Source organism: Kocuria salina, assembly GCF_013368965.1.
Classification (GTDB): domain Bacteria; phylum Actinomycetota; class Actinomycetes; order Actinomycetales; family Micrococcaceae; genus Kocuria; species Kocuria rosea.
In genome coordinates this window covers 350,043-368,702 of record NZ_SSSF01000002.1, presented here as the reverse complement: position 1 = coordinate 368,702, position 18,660 = coordinate 350,043, and the positions used below count along the sequence as shown (strand labels likewise).

The 18,660-nt window shown below is 74.8% G+C and carries 13 protein-coding genes and 1 tRNA gene; 9 read left to right on the top strand and 5 right to left on the bottom strand.

Annotated elements, in window-relative coordinates:
- Nucleotides 1–80 precede the first annotated feature (80 nt).
- The 5 genes from E7Z53_RS05820 to upp all read right to left on the bottom strand — a co-directional run bounded on the left by E7Z53_RS05820 (nt 81) and on the right by upp (nt 4,921).
- A complete protein-coding gene (locus E7Z53_RS05820) occupies nt 81–1,265 on the bottom strand; it encodes an FAD-dependent monooxygenase (RefSeq protein WP_176337370.1) in 1,185 nt (394 codons plus the stop codon).
- A gap of 12 nt (nt 1,266–1,277) precedes the next feature.
- On the bottom strand, nt 1,278–2,264 hold the full coding sequence (locus E7Z53_RS05815; protein ID WP_176337369.1) for an aldo/keto reductase: 987 nt from the start codon (nt 2,262–2,264) through the stop codon (nt 1,278–1,280).
- Nucleotides 2,265–2,317: 53 nt separating this feature from the next.
- The gene (locus tag E7Z53_RS05810; protein WP_017833923.1) at nt 2,318–2,857 is read right to left on the bottom strand and encodes a SixA phosphatase family protein; all 540 of its coding nucleotides are present in this window, start codon (nt 2,855–2,857) and stop codon (nt 2,318–2,320) included.
- Nucleotides 2,858–2,953: 96 nt separating this feature from the next.
- Nucleotides 2,954–3,778: a winged helix-turn-helix domain-containing protein gene (locus E7Z53_RS05805; protein ID WP_035927744.1), complete on the bottom strand. Its 825-nt coding sequence runs from the start codon at nt 3,776–3,778 to the stop codon at nt 2,954–2,956.
- Between the two features lie 507 nt (nt 3,779–4,285).
- Nucleotides 4,286–4,921: a uracil phosphoribosyltransferase gene (upp, locus tag E7Z53_RS05800; protein WP_031283230.1), complete on the bottom strand. Its 636-nt coding sequence runs from the start codon at nt 4,919–4,921 to the stop codon at nt 4,286–4,288.
- An 88-nt stretch (nt 4,922–5,009) separates the two neighbouring features.
- On the opposite strand from upp, the gene tadA reads away from it, so the two are divergent.
- The 9 genes from tadA to E7Z53_RS05755 all read left to right on the top strand — a co-directional run bounded on the left by tadA (nt 5,010) and on the right by E7Z53_RS05755 (nt 18,622).
- Nucleotides 5,010–5,555, top strand: coding sequence for a tRNA adenosine(34) deaminase TadA (tadA, locus tag E7Z53_RS05795; protein ID WP_176337368.1), 546 nt, complete (start codon nt 5,010–5,012; stop codon nt 5,553–5,555).
- A 29-nt stretch (nt 5,556–5,584) separates the two neighbouring features.
- Nucleotides 5,585–5,674: transfer RNA gene (locus E7Z53_RS05790), tRNA-Ser, on the top strand.
- Between the two features lie 206 nt (nt 5,675–5,880).
- Nucleotides 5,881–6,714: a thioesterase family protein gene (locus E7Z53_RS05785; RefSeq protein ID WP_035927749.1), complete on the top strand. Its 834-nt coding sequence runs from the start codon at nt 5,881–5,883 to the stop codon at nt 6,712–6,714.
- Nucleotides 6,715–6,837: 123 nt separating this feature from the next.
- Nucleotides 6,838–7,164, top strand: a complete 327-nt coding sequence (locus tag E7Z53_RS05780) for a 2Fe-2S iron-sulfur cluster-binding protein (RefSeq protein WP_017833918.1) — start codon at nt 6,838–6,840, stop codon at nt 7,162–7,164.
- 85 nt (nt 7,165–7,249) lie between these two features.
- A complete protein-coding gene (locus E7Z53_RS05775; protein WP_035927752.1) occupies nt 7,250–10,120 on the top strand; it encodes an FAD-binding and (Fe-S)-binding domain-containing protein in 2,871 nt (956 codons plus the stop codon).
- A gap of 142 nt (nt 10,121–10,262) precedes the next feature.
- Nucleotides 10,263–11,087, top strand: a complete 825-nt coding sequence (locus E7Z53_RS20730; protein WP_176337367.1) for a DUF4232 domain-containing protein — start codon at nt 10,263–10,265, stop codon at nt 11,085–11,087.
- Nucleotides 11,077–16,095, top strand: a complete 5,019-nt coding sequence (locus E7Z53_RS05765; protein WP_176337366.1) for an Lhr family ATP-dependent helicase — start codon at nt 11,077–11,079, stop codon at nt 16,093–16,095. The genes E7Z53_RS20730 and E7Z53_RS05765 overlap by 11 nt, the downstream gene beginning before the upstream one ends.
- Nucleotides 16,096–16,122: 27 nt before the next feature.
- Nucleotides 16,123–16,965 (top strand): Fpg/Nei family DNA glycosylase, encoded by an 843-nt coding sequence (locus E7Z53_RS05760; protein WP_176337365.1) that lies wholly within the window; start codon nt 16,123–16,125, stop codon nt 16,963–16,965.
- Between the two features lie 127 nt (nt 16,966–17,092).
- Nucleotides 17,093–18,622 (top strand): stealth conserved region 3 domain-containing protein, encoded by a 1,530-nt coding sequence (locus E7Z53_RS05755; protein ID WP_017833913.1) that lies wholly within the window; start codon nt 17,093–17,095, stop codon nt 18,620–18,622.
- The last annotated feature ends 38 nt before the right edge of the window (nt 18,623–18,660 follow it).

The following is an 18,660-nucleotide window of genomic DNA, read 5'->3' as shown; positions in this document are numbered from 1 at the left end:
ACGAAAGAGCCCCTCACCGGCGGAGACGCCGGTGAGGGGCTCTTTCGTGCCCGGCCGCTGCGGCCCGGGCCGCGGACGGCTCAGGCCGGGGCCGCGGCGAGCGCCCGGACGTCTCCCCCGGCGCGCCCCACGAGGCCGCGGGTCACCACGGTGTCGAGCCCCGGGAGGGCGGCCAGGCGCAGCGCCAGGCGCCGCGCCTGGCGGCGGGCGCGGGAGGACGGCAGGAACCACTGCGCCCCGCCGCGGGCGACGCGCTGCTTCTCCGCCACGACCGGCCGCCAGACCCGCTCCCAGCCCGTCAGCGCCTCCTCGACCGATCCGGCGCGGTCGAGCCGCTCGGCGAGCAGCCACGCCCCGGCGATCCCCAGCGAGGCGCCCTGGCCGCCCAGCAGGGACACCGCCTGGCCCGAGTCCCCGAGCAGCACGACCCGGCCGCTGCTCCACCGCGGCAGCTCGATCTGCACCACCTGGTCGTAGTAGAGCCGGTCCCCGCCGGGACAGGCCGCCAGGACGCGGGGCACGATCCAGCCCAGCGAGCCGTGGACGGCACGCAGGCTCTCCCGGGGGTCGGCCGGCAGGGACGGTGCGGCGGCCCGGTGCACGGCGAACACCGCCAGGCGCCCGTCGCGCAGCCCGTAGAACCCCATCGCCCGGTCGACGCTGTCCGTGAGGCAGAAGCGGTCGCCGACCTGCCGGCACGCCTCCGGGTCGTCGACCACGAACGCCGCCGTGTGCAGGCCCAGCCAGCGGCGGAAGCGCTCCTCGGGCCCGAACGCGGAGCGCCGCACCGCCGAGTGCACCCCGTCGGCGCCGACCACCAGGTCGGCGTCGAGCACCGTGCCGTCGTCGAGCACCGCGCCCGCCCCGCCGGGCCGCTGCCGAACCCCGGCGACGCGCCGGCCGTAGCGGAGCTCCGCGACGCCCCGGGCGTGCTCGCGCAGGACCCGCTCGAGGTCGGGGCGCATCACGCTGACCAAGTGCCCGTCGAGGGCGTGGGCGAACCGGGCGAACGGCAGCCCGGCCCGGTCGCGGCCGCGGTCGTCCACGTAGCTGAGCCGCTCGACCAGGTAGCCGAGCTCCAGGACCGCCGGCAGCACGCCCATCTCCTCGGCGGCGTCCCAGCCGGGGCCGAAGAAGTCCATCATGTAGCCCTGCTCCCGCGGGCGCGGCGCCCGTTCCAGGACCACCACGTCCCAGCCCCGCCGGCCCAGGCACCCGGCCAGGGCCAGTCCCGCGATGCCCGCCCCGCAGACGACCGCGCGCACGGCCGGCGCCGCTCAGTACCGGTCGCCGACGGCTGTCACGCCGTCCAGCAGGGTCAGGTCCTCGGCCGTCAGGCGCAGGTCCGCGGCCGCGGCGTCCTCCCGCAGGTGGCCGGGGTCGGTGGTGCCGGGGATCGGCAGCACGTGCTCGCCGCGCACCGTGGTCCAGGCGATCGCGACCGCCGCGGGCGAGGTCCCGTGCCGGCCGGCGACCTCGCGGAGGGGCGCCAGCACGGCGTCCTCGTTGGCGGCCATGGCCTCCGGCGTGAACCGGGGGTTGCGCGAGCGGAAGTCGGAGCCGGAGAACTCCCGGCCCGCGAGGGCGCCGGAGAGGTAGCCGCGGCCCAGCGGGGAGAAGGGGACGAACACCGCCCCGTGCTCGGCGCACCACCCGATGACGTCCCCGGAGGGGTCCCCGTCGGCGGTGGGGCCAGACCCCTCGGGGTTGCGGGTCCACAGGGAGTACTCCGACTGGACGGCCGCGACCGGGTGGATGGCGTGCGCCCGCTCGGCCTGCTCCGTGCTGACCTCGGAGAGCCCCAGGTGGCGCACCTTGCCCGCGGTCACGAGCTCGCCCATCGCGCCCCAGGTGTCCTCGAGGGGCACGTCGGGGTCCACGCGGTGCAGGTAGTAGAGGTCCACCGCGTCGGTGCGCAGCCGGCGCAGGCTGTCCTCGATCGAGCGGCGCACCTCGTCCGGGTGCCCGCAGCGCTCCGTCCGGGGCGGCTCCAGGGAGGCCGCGCGCAGCCCGGTCTTGGAGCAGAGGAACACCTCGTCCCGGCGCGGGGCGAGGGCGGCGCCGACGAGCTCCTCGTTGGCTCCCCCGCCGTAGAGCACCGCCGTGTCCACCACGTTCATGCCGAGGTCCACCGCGAGCCCGAGCACCTCGTGCTTGCGCCGCTCGGTCAGCCCGTGCCGGTCGTAGACCCAGCTCAGGCCCATGGCCCCGAACCCGATCGCGCCCACGCGGTCCCCGGACGGGGTGAATTCGATCTGTCGCATCCAGTGCTCCTTCGTCGGTCCGGTCGCCGCGCCGGCGCCCGGAGGACCGCCGGTCAGCGGTCTCCCGCGGACGGTCGCGGCACCGTGAAGTCCACCAGGCGGGCGTCGGCGCCGTCCAGTCCGGCCCAGGTGCCGGGAACCTCCAGGACCGCCAGCCCGGAGGTGGGGCAGCCGTCGGCGAGGGCCATGACGGCGTCGTAGTCGGAGTCCGGTGTGGCCAGGCGGAGGGCGGCGTCGCGCAGACCGGGCAGGTGGCCGATGAGCAGCAGGGACTCCACGGTGTCCGGCACGTGGTTGAGCACCGCGATGATCCGGCTGTCCTGGGCCGCGTAGAGGGACTCGTCGAGCCGGGCGGTCGGGGCGAGGTCGCCGAGCTCGCTGCACACCCACGTGCAGGTCTGGCGCGCGCGCAGGGCGCTCGAGCACAGGATCATGTCCGGCACGTGCCCGTTCGCCAGCAGCCAGCGCCCCGCGGCGGCGGCGTCCGCGGCCCCGCCGCGGTCCAGGGGGCGGTCGTGGTCGGCCACGCCCCACGGGTGCTCGGCCTCCGCGTGGCGCATGAGGACGAGCTTCTTCCGGTCGTGGCGGGTCATCGGTTCATGATGCCACGCGTCCGCCGGGCACGGAGCGACCCCGGCTCCTCCGCGTCGCGGGACGGAACCGGGGCCTGCACGGATCGGGGACGCGGATCAGATGGAGTACTCGGGGGCCGCCCACACGACGACCTCGGGGTGCTCGTAGAAGCGGTAGCCCTGGCCGCGGACGGTGCGCACGGTGTTCGCGAGCCGGCCGAGCTTGGAGCGCAGGCGCCGGATGTGCACGTCGATGGTCCGCTCGTTGGGCACCTCCTCGGAGTCGCGCCACAGGCTGTGCAGCAGCTCGTGGCGGCCCACGGTCCGGCTGCCGTTCTCCACGAGGTAGTTCAGCAGCTCGAACTCCTTGAACGTGAGGTTCAGGAGGCCGCCGTCGAGGAAGACCTCCCGGCGGGAGAGGTCGATGAGCACCCCGGTGGACTGGCTGGTCTTCGTCTCGGGCGCCGGCGCGGGCGCGGCGGGCGCCGTGGGCCGCACGGCCCCCGAGGTGGGGTCGCCCAGGGCGTTGCGCACGACCTCGAGGTCGGTGCCGGCGGTGTTGGCGGGAGCCAGCGCCACGGCGGCGTAGGAGTCGGCCTGCGGGACCAGCTGCTGGGCGTACGCCCGGATGCTCTGGACCATCTTGACCAGCGAGGTGCCGCTGGCCGCCGCGGTCTCCTCGTCGAGACCCACGTAGATCACGAACCCGCGCGCCTCGTTCTCCTGCACCTGCGGACGCGGCGCCGTGTCCCGCTGCAGGCGGGTGGGGAGCGGGGTCTCGCCCGGCGCGGCCGACATGGGGCCGATCGTGCTCCGGAGGCTGCGGTAGTCGGCGGGGGCGGTCTGCCCCCGCTCGGGGGCCGCGGCCGGACCGCGGACAGCACGGGCCTCGCTCGTGCGGTTGCGCTGGGAAATGTGCACGTATCCCGGTGTGCCTGGCATCTGGTGCCCCTCGTCTTTCCGTCGTGCGGCGGACGAGGTTCCGTCCGCCTGAGTCGATCCGCCCCTCGGAACGGCCCCGCCGCTCCCAGCTCCCGAACCGGCCCGCTCCGTGGTGGTCGGGGAGGGTCCCCGCGAAGCTGGCAAATTCCTGACAGTGGCGTTGCTCTCATGGTCCACCAGCCCCCTGGATCCCGCAAGTAATATTCGAGGCGTTATCTCACGATGCGAGATTCGAACGACGGCTGTCCAAGTGCTCCGCCAAAATGAACCTCCTTCACCTTGCGGCTGTGATGCCGTTTTCCGTCCGACCCCCGGGATATCAGACCTCTGGGACCATCCGGGGGCTTTTCCGCCCCTCAAGCAGGTCCCGATCCTGTTGTCAAGACGGCTTCGTCGGTGAACTCTTCGTCTCACGATGTGAACACGTGGCCGGAGGTCGAAAAAAGGCCCGCCGAGGACGTCGGCGGGCCTTTTCAGCGCGTGGTCTGCGGTGTCACGGAACGGCGGTCAGTCGACCACGCCGTAGAGCCGGTCCCCGGCGTCCCCGAGGCCCGGGACGATGTAGGCGTTCTCGTCGAGCCGTTCGTCCCTCGCAGCCAGGACGATGTTGACCTCGGAGTCCCCCAGCTCCTCCTCGAGGGCGGCCAGGCCCTCGGGCGCGGCCAGGAGGCAGACGCACGTGATCTGCTCGGCCCCGCGGCGGTAGAGGAACTTGATCGCCTCCCGCAGCGTCCCGCCCGTGGCCAGCATCGGGTCGAGGACGAAGACCTGGCGGCCGGTGAGGTCGTCGGGCAGCCGCTCGGCGTAGGTGATGATGTCGAGGGTGTCCTCGTTGCGGGCCATGCCGAGGAAGCCCACCTCGGCCGTGGGGATCAGCCGGGTCATGCCCTCGAGCATGCCCAGGCCCGCACGGAGGATCGGCACGACCAGCGGCCGTGGCTTCGACAGCCCCACGCCCGTGGTGCGCGTGACCGGCGTGTCGATCTCCACCGGTTCCACGCGGACGCCCCGGGTGGCCTCGTACGCGAGCAGCGTCACGAGCTCCTCGACGAGCAGGCGGAACACCGGGGACGTGGTGTTCTTGTCCCGGAGCACGGTCAGTTTGTGTGCCACCAATGGGTGGTCGAGAACGGTCACTCGCATGGACCAAAATTACCATCGGGCCACGGGGGCGCCCCGCCCCCTCGCCGGACCCCGCCCGGCCCGGCGACCCGCCCAGGAGGAGAACCGCATGGCACTGCCCCCGCGCACCCGCTCCGAGGCCCGGGCGGAGGAGTGGATGCGGCTGGCCCTCGCCGAGGCCTGGGCGGCGCTCAGGACGCAGGACGTGCCGATCGGCGCCGTCGTGGTCGGCCCGGACGGGACGGTGGTCGGCCGGGGCCGCAACCGCCGGGAGGCCGACGGCGACCCCACCGCCCACGCCGAGATCCTGGCGCTGCGCGACGCCGCCCGCGCCCTGGGCTCGTGGCGGCTGGACGGCTGCACGCTGGTGGTGACCCTCGAGCCCTGCGCGATGTGCGCGGGCGGGATCGTCCTGGCCCGCGTGCCCCGCGTGGTCCTGGGCGCGTGGGACGACAAGGCCGGGGCGGCCGGCTCCGTCCTCGACGTGCTCCGGGAGCGGCGGCTCAACCACTGGGTGGAGGTGACCGGCGGCGTGCTGGCCGAGGAGTGCTCCCGGCTGCTCCTCGACTTCTTCGCGGAGCACCGGCGCGGTGGGGACGACAGCGCCGGGCCCGCCGCTCCCGGTCCCGCCGGCCCCGCGGGTTTTGGCGGTTGAGCTCGCCAGCCGGTACAGTACTGCGAGCTGGTGACGTGTCCGAGCGGCCGAAGGTGCATCACTCGAAATGATGTTTGGTGTAAGAGCCAACGAGGGTTCAAATCCCTCCGTCACCGCCAGTCGGGAAGGCCCCGGGTCCTGAGGGATCCGGGGCCTTCCGCATGCCCGCCCGCCGGTCCCGCCCCGTCCGGCGCCCCCGGAGGACGTGGACGGCCCCGGCCCGGGGCGGCCGGCGGCGGGGAGCGCGGGCCGCCGTTGGATACCGTGGTGGCGATCACCACGCCCGCCGTGCGGCGGGCCCGGACGGAAACGGAAGAGGGGCAGCATGACGACGTCGGCGCAGGCAGTCGGACACCTGGGAGCGGACGGGGAGGAGTACCCGGACGCGTACTTCGTGCGGCTGGACCGCACCCGGTTCCGCTCGACGCTGCACTCGCAGGGCGCGTGGAGCGAGGCCGAGCAGCACATGGGCGCCGCCTCGGGGCTGCTCGCCCACGCCGTGGAGGCCGACCACCCGCGCGCGGACCTCCTGCCCGTGCGCTTCTCCTACGACATCCTCGGCTTCATCCCCGGCGGCGAGGTCGAGGTGACCACGCGCGTGGTCCGCCCGGGCCGCACCATCGAGCTGGTCGAGGCCACCATGAGCCACGCCGGGCGCTCCTGCATCCGGCTGAGCGTGTGGCGGCTGCTCCGGGGCGAGACCGCCGACACCGCCGGCACGCACCGGGAGGCCCTGCCGCCGGTGGGCGACGCCCTGCCCGCCACGATGACCGGGCGGTGGCCGGGCGGCTACATCGCCTCCCTCGAGGGCCGCACCGTGCGCGAGCACCGGCCCGGCCGGGCGGCCATGTGGCTGCGCGCGCCGCACGCCGTCGTCGCCGGGGAGGAGTCCTCCACCACGGCGCGGTTCCTGGCGGCCGTGGACGCCGCCAACGGCATCGCCGTGCGGGTGGGCCCCGACGAGATGGTCTTCCCCAACGTGGACCTGAGCGTGCACCTGGTCCGGGAGCCGGTCTCCCCGTGGGTGGGCCTCGACACGCACGTCACCTTCGGCGACACCGGCGTGGGCCTCACCGAGTCCGCGCTGCACGACGAGGCCGGCTACCTGGGCCAGGTCGCCCAGTCCCTGACGATCCGGCCGCTCCCGGTCTCCGGCTGAGCCGAGCCGGACGGGCCGGGCGCGGGCCCCGGCCCGTCGGTGGGGGCCGCCGCGCGACCGTACAATGGGGCGGGATTCCCGACGTCGAGACCAGGGGCGACCGCGCCCCGAGGAGGACACCCAGTGAGCAGCATCAACATCACCGTGATCGACCGCGAGGGCAACCGCACCGAGGGCGTCGAGTGGAAGGACTACGAGAGCCTCATGGAGGCCCTCACCCGCCACAAGTACCCGATCCTCGCGACCTGCGGCGGCAACGCGTCCTGCTCCACCTGCCACTCCTACCTCGACCAGACCTCCTTCTCGAAGGCCAACGAGATCAACGACGAGGAGGAGGACCTCCTCGACATGCTCGACGACACCCGCCACGACACCTCCCGGCTCAGCTGCCAGGTCGAGTGGGCGGAGGAGCTCGACGGCGCCGAGGTCACCATCGCCCCCGAGTGGTGAGCCCCCCGTCCCCGCGGGGACGCCCCCGCCAGCCCTGACCAGACCCCGGACGGACCGGCCTCGCCGGCGCGCAGGAAAGTGGACCATGACCGACATCCGCGAGGACCTCACCACCCGCGCCGCCTACGTCTCGGACGCGTCGATCTACCGGCGGCTGCCCGAGGCGGTGGCCGAGCCGCGCAGCGTCGAGGAGGTCCGCGAGCTGCTGGCGCTGGCGAAGGAGCGGGGCTGGTCGGTGGTCTCCCGCGGCGGCGGCACCTCCGTGGCGGGCAACGCGATCGGCGACGGGCTGGTCATCGACACCTCCCGGCACTTCAACAGGATCCTGTCGATCGACCCCGAGGCGATGACCGCCACGATCGAGCCCGGGGTGATCTGCGACCAGCTGCGCTCCGCGGCGTCCGAGTTCGGCCTCACCTACGGACCCGACCCCTCGACGCACTCACGGTGCACGATCGGCGGGATGGTCGCCAACAACGCCTGCGGCTCCCACTCCGTGGCGTGGGGCACGTCCGCGGACAACCTGGTCTCGCTGAAGGTCATGCTCGCCGACGGCCGGGTGGTGGAGCTGCACGAGGGCGGCACCTCCGAACCGGGGATCGACCGGGCGCTGACCGGGATCCGGGACCGGCACCTGGCCATGCTGCGCACCGAGCTCGGCCAGTTCCCGCGCCAGGTCTCCGGGTACGGGCTGCACTACCTGCTCGGCGAGAAGGGCTTCGACGCCGCCAAGGCCTTCGCCGGCACGGAGGGCACCTGTGGGGTCATCACCGAGCTCACGGTCCGTCTGGTCCGCAGGCCCGCCCACACGGCCCTGGCCGTGCTGGGCTTCGAGGACGCATTCGAGGCCGCCACGGCGGCGCCGAAGCTGCGCGTGCCCGGGGTGTACACCATCGAGGGCATGGGCGCGGACCTGCTCGACGCCCTGCGCACCCGGCAGGGCCAGGAGCACGCCGGCGGCGAGCTGCCCCGCGGCGGCGGCTGGCTCTACTGCGAGGTCGGCGCGGACACCCTCGAGGAGGCCGAGGCGGCCGCCCGCACCCTGCCGGGGCTCGTCCCGGAGAACGTCGTGGACTCCGTGATCGTCTCCGACGCGGGGCAGGCCCGCGCCCTGTGGCGGATCCGCGAGGCCGGCGCCGGGATCGTCACCCGCCTGCCCGACGGCGGGGAGGCCTGGCCGGGGTGGGAGGACTCCGCGGTGCCCCCGGCGCGCCTGGGCGAGTACCTGCGCGACCTCTACGACCTGCTGCACGAGCTGGGCCTCACCGGCATCCCCTTCGGGCACTTCGGAGAGGGCTGCGTGCACATCCGCATCTCCTTCGACCTCGGCACCGAGGAGGGGATGGCGACCTACCGCACGTTCATCGAGCGCGCCGCGCGGCTCGTGCACCGCTACGGCGGCTCGGTCTCCGGCGAGCACGGCGACGGCCGCGCCCGGTCCGAGCTGCTGGCCACGATCTACTCCCCTGAGGCCCTGGCCGCCTTCGCGGCGTTCAAGGCCGTCTTCGACCCGGACGGCGTCTTCAACCCCGGCGTGCTCGTGGACCCGGAGCCCATCGACCAGGGCGTGCGCCCCGGGCCCGGCGCCCGCACGTTCGAGCTGACGCCCGTGCATGCGTTCTCCCGCGACGGCGGCTCGTTCTCCAGCGCGGTCAACCGGTGCGTGGGCGTGGGCTCCTGCCGCTCCGACGTCGGCGCCATGTGCCCGTCCTTCCAGGCGACCCACGACGAGGTGCACTCGACCCGCGGCCGCGCCCGGTCCCTCGCCGAGATGCTGCGCGGGGAGTCCATCACGGACGGCTGGAAGTCGAAGGAGACCCTCGAGGCCCTCGACCTGTGCCTGTCCTGCAAGGCCTGCGCGTCCGAGTGCCCGGTCAACGTGGACATGGCGACGTACAAGGCCGAGTTCCTGCACCACCACTACCGGCACGGCCTGAGCTCCTTCCTGGGCCGGAACCGGCGGCCGATGGCCCACTTCACGATGGGCTGGATGCCGCTGCTGATGCGGATCGTGGAGAAGGTGCCCCTCTCCTTCCGGCTGATCAACCTCCTCGAGTCCCACCGCGGCGTCGAGGAGCTGACCAAGCGGCTCGGCGGGATCGAGCCGAGGCGGCGGATGATCACCTTCGCCGAGCAGCCGCTCACCCGGTGGTTCCGCGGCCGTCCCGCCGCGCGGTCCGGGGGCGGGCCCGCCGAGACCCGACCGTCCGTGGTGCTGTGGCCGGACACGTTCACGAACTTCTCCGCCGACGCCCCCGGCAGGGCCGCCGTGGAGGTGCTCGAGGCCATGGGCTACCGGGTGCTGATGCCCATGGGCAACGTCTGCTGCGGGCTGACCTGGCACTCCACCGGGCAGCTGGACATGACGCAGAAGGTGCTCCGCCAGACCCTGGACGTGATGGAGCCGCTGATCGAGGCCGGGTACCCGATCATCGGGCTCGAGCCCTCGTGCACGGTCATGCTCCAGGAGGAGATCACCGAGCTGCTCCCCGGCGACCCCCGGGCCCGGCGGGTCACCGAGCTGACGACGACGATCGGCGCGTTCGCGGCCCGCCACCTGGCCGAGGGCGGCGCGTGGCCGTTCCGGGAGCTGGCCACCGAGGCGGGCCCCGCCGGCGCCGTGTGCCAGGTCCACTGCCACCAGCAGTCCATGAGCGGCTACGGCCCGGAGCTGGAGGTCCTCGCGAAGCTGGGCGTGGACACTGCCGTGGTCGGCGGCGGGTGCTGCGGGCTCGCGGGCAACTGGGGCTTCGAGCCCGGCCACTACGAGGTCTCGCAGACCCTCGGCGAGCGGGAGCTGTTCCCCGCGATCCGCAGTGCGGCGGACGGGACGATCGTGCTCGCCGACGGCTTCTCGTGCCGCACCCAGATCGCCCAGGGCACGGGCGCGGACGGCGTCCACCTCGCCGAGGTGATGCGCGCGGCGCTGCCCCCGGCGGAACCCGGCGAGCGGTAGCCCCGCCGGGAGCGGCCCCGGCCGGGGCGGGCGCCGCCTCCGGCAGCGGTGTCGGTGGCCCTGCCTAGAATGAAGCACCTGGGAGGGATCCCTTCCCGGGACGTGGCACGCCACGACGTCCGTCCGAGGAGGATATCCCCCCGTGTCTTCGCTCTCCCCCGCCCCCCGCCCCGTCCTGGGAGCCCTCGCCCTCGCCGCGGCCCTGCTCCTCACCGCCTGCGCGGGCGAGGAGCCGCAGCAGACCGGCACCGCCGGCGCCCCCGCCGAGAGCGGGCCGGCCCCGACCTCGGCGGCGACCCCGGAGACCGCCCCGGCCACCGGGCCGGAGGACACCACGGCCCCGGCCGAGGACCGGACCGGCGGGCAGGGCACCGCCGGTCCGGCGGAGGACCCGGCGGCGGAGGACCCGGCGGCGGAGGACCCGGCGGCGGAGCCCGCCGCGGACGGGCCGGACGAGGCTGCGGCGGAGCGGACGGACGGCGGCGCCCCCGACGCCGGCGCGGAGGGCGACGGCACGGCCGCCCGCGGCGGCACCGCGGGCACCGGCACCGGCGGCTCGCCCCTGTGCACCACCTCCCGGCTCGAGGTCGCGGCCGCCCCCGTGGGCGGCGCCGCCGGCTCCGTCCACGTGGACGTCGTCCTCACCAACGCGGGCGAGGACCCGTGCACGCTCGCCGGCTACGCCGGGGTGTCCTTCGTCGACGCCGACGGCACGATGATCGGCTCCCCGGCCCTGCGGGACGCCACCGTCCCCGGCACCGGGCAGGTCCTGGCACCCGGGGAGTCCGTCACCGCCGGCCTGCGCATCAGCCAGGCCGGCAACCACCCGACCTGCGACGCCCGGACCGCCACTGGTCTGCGCGTCTACCCGCCCGAGAACACGGAGTCCGTCGTGATCCCCTTCCCCGTGGAGGCCTGCGGCGATCCGCGGATCCACCAGCTCGAGATCCAGGGCTTTGGCGCCTGAACCAGCCCTGAGCCTGTTCACCGAGCACACCCGGGCCTGGTTCTCGGGTGCGTTCGCCGCGCCCACCGCCGCCCAGGAGGGCGCGTGGCGGGCCATCGCCGCGCGGCGCCACGCCCTGATCGTGGCGCCCACCGGCTCGGGCAAGACCCTGGCCGCGTTCCTGTGGGCCCTGGACCGGTTCGTGGCGGAGGCCGCGCCCGGCGCCGGGACGCCGGCCGCCGGGCCCGCCCCCGGCCCTGCGGGCGGCGCCCCGGCCCCCGGCGGGACCCTGCGGGCCAAGGCCCGCTCCGCGAGCACCGCGGGCGAGCGGCGCGGGACCCGCGTCCTCTACATCTCCCCGCTCAAGGCCCTGGGCGTGGACGTGGAGCGCAACCTGCGGGCCCCCCTGATCGGCATCTCGCAGACGGCCCGGCACGCCGGGATCGAGCCGCCGGAGATCAGCGTGGGCGTCCGCTCCGGGGACACACCGCAGGCGATCCGCCGGGCCCTGCTCACGAACCCCCCGGACATCCTCATCACCACCCCCGAGTCGCTGTACCTGATGCTGACCTCCAAGGCGCGGGAGACCCTCACGGACGTGCAGACGGTCATCGTGGACGAGGTGCACGCCGTGGCCGGCACCAAGCGGGGCGCGCACCTGGCGCTCACGCTCGAACGGCTGGACGCCCTGCTGGAGCAGCCGGTGCAGCGCATCGGGCTGTCCGCGACCGTCGAGCCGATCGAGACGGTCGCCCGGTTCCTGGGCGGCCGGGAGCCGGTCACCGTCGTCGCGCCGCGCACGGAGAAGACGTGGGACCTCACCGTCTCGGTGCCCATCCCGGACATGACCGTGCTGGGCGGGCCGAGCGCCTCGCCGTCCCTGGCCGGCTCGGCCTTCGGGGACGACGACCTCGACGCCCTCGCCCCCACGACCACGGCGTCGATCTGGCCGCACGTCGAGGAGCGGGTCGTGGACCTGGTGCTCGAGAACCGGTCGACCATCGTGTTCGCCAACTCCCGCGGCCTCGCCGAGAAGCTCACCGCGCGGCTCAACGAGATCTACGCGTTCCGCGTGGAGCACGCGGACCCGCACGACGGGCCCCGGGACGGCGCCCCCGCGGACGGCGCCGGTCCGGGCGACGACGGGGCGCCGGGGCCCCCTGCCGGCTCCGCGCCCCAGCAGGTCGGGGACGTGCTGCGCTCCGCCCTCGCCGGGCAGGAGCCGGCCGCGGCCCGCGGGCCCGCCGCCCCCGAGCCCGCGGACCTGCGCCGGCAGACCGGCCGCTACGAGGGCGCGGCGCCGGTGCTGGCCCGCGCCCACCACGGGTCGGTCTCGAAGGACCAGCGGGCGGTGATCGAGGACGACCTCAAGACCGGACGGCTGCGCTGCGTGGTGGCCACCTCCTCCCTGGAGCTGGGCATCGACATGGGTGCGGTGGACCTGGTGGTCCAGATCGAGGCCCCGCCCTCGGCGGCCTCGGGCCTCCAGCGCGTGGGCCGCGCCGGCCACCAGGTGGGCGAGGTCTCGCGCGGCTGGTTCTACCCGAAGCACCGCGGGGACCTGCTGGACGCCGCCGTCACGGTGGAGCGGATGCTGCAGGGACGGATCGAGCCGCTCGCGGTCCCGCTCAACCCCCTGGACGTCCTGGCCCAGCAGACGGTCGCGGCGACCGCGCTGGGGCCGATCGACGTCGAGGAGTGGTTCGACACCGTCCGCCGGTCCTGCCCGTTCCTGACCCTGCCCCGCTCCGCCTACGACGCGACCCTGGACCTGCTCGCGGGCCGCTACCCGTCCGACGAGTTCGCCGAGCTGCGCCCGCGGATCGTGTGGGACCGGGAGACCGGCACCATCGAGGGCCGGCCCGGGGCGCAGCGCCTGGCCGTGACCTCCGGCGGCACGATCCCGGACCGCGGCCTGTTCGCGGTCTACCTCGTGGGCGAGCAGGACGGGAAGAACTCCCGGCGGGTGGGCGAGCTCGACGAGGAGATGGTCTACGAGTCCCGCGTGGGGGACGTGATCGCCCTGGGCGCCTCGAGCTGGCGGATCGAGGAGATCACCCACGACCGCGTCATCGTCTCCCCCGCCCCCGGTGTGCCGGGCAAGCTCCCGTTCTGGCACGGCGACGGCCCCGGCCGGCCCGTGGAGCTGGGCCGCGCGGTGGGCCGGTTCAACCGCGAGATCGCCGGGGCCTCCGCGGAGGACGCCCGCGCCCGGCTGCGCGCGGCCGGTCTCGACGAGTGGGCCGCCGACAACCTGCTGGCCTACGTGGGCGAGCAGAAGGAGGCCGTGGGGCAGGTCCCGTCGGACCGGCTGTTCGTCGTCGAACGCTTCCACGACGAGCTCGGGGACTGGCGCGTGGTGCTGCACTCCCCGTTCGGGATGCCCGTGCACGCCCCGTGGGCGCTGGCCGTGGGGGCCCGGCTGCACGAGCGGTACGGCCTCGACGGCTCCGCGCAGGCCGCCGACGACGGGATCGTGCTGCGCGTGCCGGCCATGGAGGACGAGCCCCCGGGGGCGGAGCTGTTCCTCTTCGACGCCGACGAGCTCGACCAGATCGTCACCGAGGAGGTGGGCGGCTCCGCACTGTTCGCCTCCCGGTTCCGGGAGTGCGCCGCCCGGGCCCTGCTGCTGCCCCGGCGCGACCCCGGCCGGCGCTCCCCGCTGTGGCAGCAGCGCCAGCGCTCGGCGCAGCTGCTGGACGTCGCCCGGAAGTACCCGCAGTTCCCGATCATCCTCGAGACGATCCGCGAGTGCCTCCAGGACGTCTACGACCTGCCCGCGCTCAAGGAGCTGCACCGGGCGGTCGAGCGGCGCGCGATCCGGGTGGTCGAGACCACCACGGAGCAGCCCTCGCCCTTCGCCCGGACCCTGCTCTTCGGCTACGTGGCCCAGTTCCTCTACGAGGGCGACTCCCCGCTGGCGGAGCGCAAGGCGGCCGTCCTGTCCCTCGACGCCGCCCTGCTCAACGAGCTCCTGGGCCGCGCCGAGCTGCGGGAGCTGCTGGACCCCGACGTCATCGAGCGCACGGAGGCGGAGCTGCAGCGACTGGCCCCGGACCGGCGGCTGCGCGGGGTCGAGGGCGCGGCCGACCTGCTGCGCCTGCTCGGCCCGCTCACCACCGCCGAGGCCGTCCGCCGGCTCCAGGACCCCGGGGACCCGGAGTCCGCGTGCCCCGAGGACGTCGCCGCCGGGTGGCTCGAGCAGCTCGTGGCCGCCAACCGCGCCCTGCGCGTGCACCTGCGCGGCGTCGAGCACTGGGCAGCGATCGAGGACGCCTCCCGGCTGCGCGACGCGCTCGGCGTGCCCCTGCCCATGGGGGTGCCGCTGGCCTTCGTGGAACCGGTCGAGGACCCGCTGGCCGACCTCGTCTCCCGCTACGCCCGCACCCACGGGCCGTTCACCGTGGACGAGGCCGCGGCGCGGCTCGGGCTGGGCACGGCCGTGGTGCGCACCACGCTGGAGCGGCTGGCCGCGGACCGGCGCGTGGTCGAGGGCGAGTTCCGGCCGGTGCGCCCCGACGGCGGCGGGGCCGGCCCGGCGGCCTCCGAGTGGTGCGAGTCCGAGGTGCTGCGCCGGATCCGGCGCCGCTCGCTGGCCGCGCTGCGCCGGGACGTTGAGCCCGTCTCCGGGCAGGTCTACGCCCGGTTCCTGCCGGCCTGGCAGCACGTGGGCCGGGGCCACCAGCTGCGCGGCGAGGACGGGGTGCTGACGGTGGTGGACCAGCTCGCGGGCGTCGCCGTCCCCGCCTCGGCCTGGGAGCCGCTGGTGCTCGCCGCCCGGGTGGCGGACTACCGGCCCGAGCTGCTGGACGAGCTGACCGCCACCGGGGAGATCCTGTGGTCCGGGGCCGGGTCCCTGGCGGGCGACGACGGATGGGTGTCGCTGCACCTGAGCGAGGCGGCCCAGCTCACCCTGCCCCCGGCCGAGACCCTCGAGGTCGCGGCGTCGGCCCTGGACTCCACGCTGGAGCGGCGGGTCCTCGACGTCCTGGCCCCCGGCGGCGCGTGGTTCTTCCCGCAGCTGCTGGGCCTGCTCGACGCCGCCGGGGACCCGGTTCCCGCCCCGGCGCTGACCACCGCGCTGTGGAACCTCGTCTGGTCCGGGCTGATCACCAACGACACCTTCCTGCCCGTGCGCACCCTGCTCTCCGGCGGGCAGGCCGCCCACCGGCACCGGGCCCAGGCCCCGCGGGGACGCACCACGTCCCGCCGGGGCGCCGCCCGGCTGCGGCCCGGCGCGGCCTCCCGCCCGGGGATCGGCGGGGCGCTGCGCGCCCCGGCGCGGGCGGCCACCCTGGAGCGCCACGACTCCCCGCTCGTGGCCGGGCGCTGGTCGATGCTGCGCCCCGAGCCCCTCGACCCCACGCTGCGGGCGTCGGCCACCGCGGAGCTGCTCATGGACCGCTACGGCGTGGTGACCAAGGGTCCCGTGGCGGTCGAGGAGCTCCCCGGCGGCTTCGCCACCGTCTACAAGGTGCTCTCCACGCTCGAGGACACGGGCCGGGCCCGCCGGGGCTACTTCATCGAGGGCCTGGGCGCCGCCCAGTTCGCGCAGGCCGCCACGGTGGACCACCTGCGCACGTTCAGCACCGACGACCAGGTCCGCGCCGAGGAGCCCGTGGCGCTGGCGCTCGCCGCGACCGACCCCGCCAACCCCTACGGGGCGGCCCTCGAGTGGCCGGAGCCCGTGTCCGTGCCCGCCCCGGACGGCGGGGACGCGCCCGCGGGGAGGCACCGGCCCGGGCGCAAGGCGGGCGCCGTCGTCGTGCTCGTGGACGGCGCCCTGGCCCTGTACGTGGAGCGCGGCGGGCGGACCGTGCTCGCGTTCACCGACGACGCGGCCGCCCTGGCCGCCGCCGGACCCGCCGTGGCCGAGATCGTCCGCCGGGGCGCGGTGGACAAGCTGACCGTCGAGAAGGTCAACGGCGCCGGGGTCCTGGGGCACGGCCCCGTCGAGACCGCGGTGCGGGAGTCCCTGCTGGCCGGCGGGTTCTACTCGACGCCGCGCGGCCTGAGGATGCGCCGATGAGCGCGGACCCGAGCACCGGGGGCGGCCGTGCCCGAGGGTGACACCGTCTACCGCCAGGCCGTCCTGCTGCGCCGCGCCCTGGCCGGGAGGATCCTGACCCGCAGCGACCTCCGGTTCCCGTCGATCGCCACCGCGGACCTCTCGGGGCGCACCGTGACCGAGGTGGTGCCGCGGGGCAAGCACCTGCTGGTCCGCACCGACGGCGGGCCCGACGGCCTGCCCCCGCTCACCCTGCACTCCCACCTGCTCATGGAGGGCATGTGGCACGTCTACCCGCGGGGCGCCCGGTGGCGGCGCCCCGGCCACCAGGCGCGGGCGGTGCTCGAGAACGCGGCCGCGCAGGCCGTCGGCTTCGACCTCGGCATGCTGGACCTCGTGGCCACCGCCGACGAGGACGAGCTCGTGGGCCACCTCGGCCCGGACCTGCTGGGCCCCGACTGGGACCGGGCGGAGGCCCTGGCCCGGCTCGCCCACCACCCGCTCCGGCGCGTGGGGGCCGCGCTGATGGACCAGCGCAACCTCGCCGGCATCGGCAACGTCTACCGCAACGAGATCCTGTTCCTCCAGCGGCTGCACCCCTTCACCCCGGTGGCCGAGGTCCCGGACCTCGGCGCGGTCGTGGACCTCTCCCACCGGCTGCTGCACGTCAACCGGGACCGCTCGCAGCGCTCCACGGTGGGGGGCCCGGCCCGCCGCGGCGAGCAGTTCTGGGTCTACGGCCGCGGCCGGCAGCCGTGCCGCCGGTGCGGGGCCCCGGTCCGGGAGGCGCGGATCGACGACGCCGAGCTCGTGCCCGGCGAGCCGTACCCCGGGCCGCCGCGGGACCGGGCGGTGTGGTTCTGCGAGCGCTGCCAGCCCCTCCCCTCCTGAGTCCGGCCGTCGCGGCTTATCATGAGATCGCCGCCCCAGCGGCCCGACACCATGAGGAGGCACCATCAACACGACCCTGCTCGGCGCAGAGTACTTCGCGGCACCCGAGGACGGCACGGACGGCGAGGTGTTCCGCTCCGCTTCCCGTGCCTCTGCCGCGGCCCTGGACCAGCGCGAGGACGTGGTCCGCTACAAGGACCGCTTCGCGCTGCGGATCACGGACCAGACCCCGCACGACGTCATGGTCCAGAACCTGCTCTTCCTGCGCGGGGTCCTGGACTCGGCGGGCGTCGACTACCTGCTGGTGCGGGGCAACGACGAGCGCCCCGTCATCGCCGTGGACCTCAAGGACCGTCCCCGGCTCCGGCAGGCCCTGGTGGACGCGGCCGTGGGCGAGCCGTACTACGTCAAGCCGATGGACACCAAGAAGAAGACCGTGCAGCTGCTGGCCGACGGCGAGCTGTCCTCGCGCCGCAACGCGCGGGTCCTGCGGCTGTTCCGGCCCCACTACTCCGCGGAGGCCAGGCTCTACTACGGCGCCGGCACCGGGGTGCAGGTGGAGCTGTGGGAGTTCGGCGAGGACGAGATCCGGCTGCCCATCGAGAACTCGCTGACCCGGCGCACCGTCCCGGTGGCCGAGGCCGTGCGCGGCACCGTGGAGCGCTTCGGCCTCACCTGGCCCACGATCGAGAACATGTTCGCCGACCACGCCATCGACATCGACTTCGCGGTCGACATGATCTTCTCGTGGGTGGACGGCTCCGACGAGGAGTACCGCCGGGTCCGGGCCTCGTACATGGCCGACGCCGTGGTGGGCGAGGGCGACGCGCACGAGGCCCGCTTCCGGCAGGTCGACGAGCTGAAGTACGCCCTGCGCTCGGTGCACATGTTCGCCCCCTGGGTGCGCAACATCTACATCGCCACCGACTCCCGGCCGCCGGCGTGGCTGGCCGAGCACCCGCGCGTGCGGGTCGTGCGCAGCGAGGAGTTCTTCGCGGACACCTCGGCCCTGCCGATCTACAACTCCCAGGCGGTGGAGGCGCAGCTGCACCACATCGAGGGGCTCTCGGAGCACTACCTGTACTCCAACGACGACATGTTCTTCGGCCGCCCGATCGGCCCGGCGCTGTTCTTCTCCCCGGGCGGGATCACGAAGTTCGTGGAGAACGAGACCCGCATCGGCCTGGGCGAGAACTCCGCCGAGCGCTCCGGCTTCGAGAACGCCGCCCGCGTCAACCGCCGGCTCCTGTGGGAGCGCTTCGGCCGGATCACCACCCGCCACCTGCAGCACTGCGCCGCGCCCCTGCGGCGCAGCGTGGTGGCCGAGATGGAGCGGGAGTTCCCGGCGGAGTTCGCCCGCACCGCGTCCAGCCGCTTCCGCGCGGCGGACAACATCTCGGTGACGAACTCGCTCTACCACTACTACGCGCTGCTGACCGGCCGGGCCGTGACCCAGGAGACGGCCCGCACGGAGTACGTGGACACCACCACGCGCGCCGGGCTGCAGCAGATGGAGAAGCTGCTCGGCCGCCGCAACCTCGACATGTTCTGCCTCAACGACGGCAGCTTCCCGGAGGTGCCCGGTCCCGAGCGCGCGGAGCGGATGACGGAGTTCCTGGAGCGCTACTACCCCATCAAGGCTCCCTGGGAGAAGTGACCGCGGAGAATGAGCGGGGCCGGTGCGGGATCCCGCAC

Bases quoted from the DNA above. Each gene is read 5' to 3' on its own strand.
- E7Z53_RS05775 (WP_035927752.1), top strand. From the start codon at position 7,250: ATGACCGACATCCGCGAGGACCTCACCACCCGCGCCGCCTACGTCTCG.
- tadA (WP_176337368.1), top strand. From the start codon at position 5,010: ATGGCACTGCCCCCGCGCACCCGCTCCGAGGCCCGGGCGGAGGAGTGG.
- E7Z53_RS05785 (WP_035927749.1), top strand. From the start codon at position 5,881: ATGACGACGTCGGCGCAGGCAGTCGGACACCTGGGAGCGGACGGGGAG.
- upp (WP_031283230.1), bottom strand. From the start codon at position 4,921: ATGCGAGTGACCGTTCTCGACCACCCATTGGTGGCACACAAACTGACC.
- E7Z53_RS05810 (WP_017833923.1), bottom strand. From the start codon at position 2,857: ATGACCCGCCACGACCGGAAGAAGCTCGTCCTCATGCGCCACGCGGAG.
- E7Z53_RS05805 (WP_035927744.1), bottom strand. From the start codon at position 3,778: ATGCCAGGCACACCGGGATACGTGCACATTTCCCAGCGCAACCGCACG.
- E7Z53_RS05815 (WP_176337369.1), bottom strand. From the start codon at position 2,264: ATGCGACAGATCGAATTCACCCCGTCCGGGGACCGCGTGGGCGCGATC.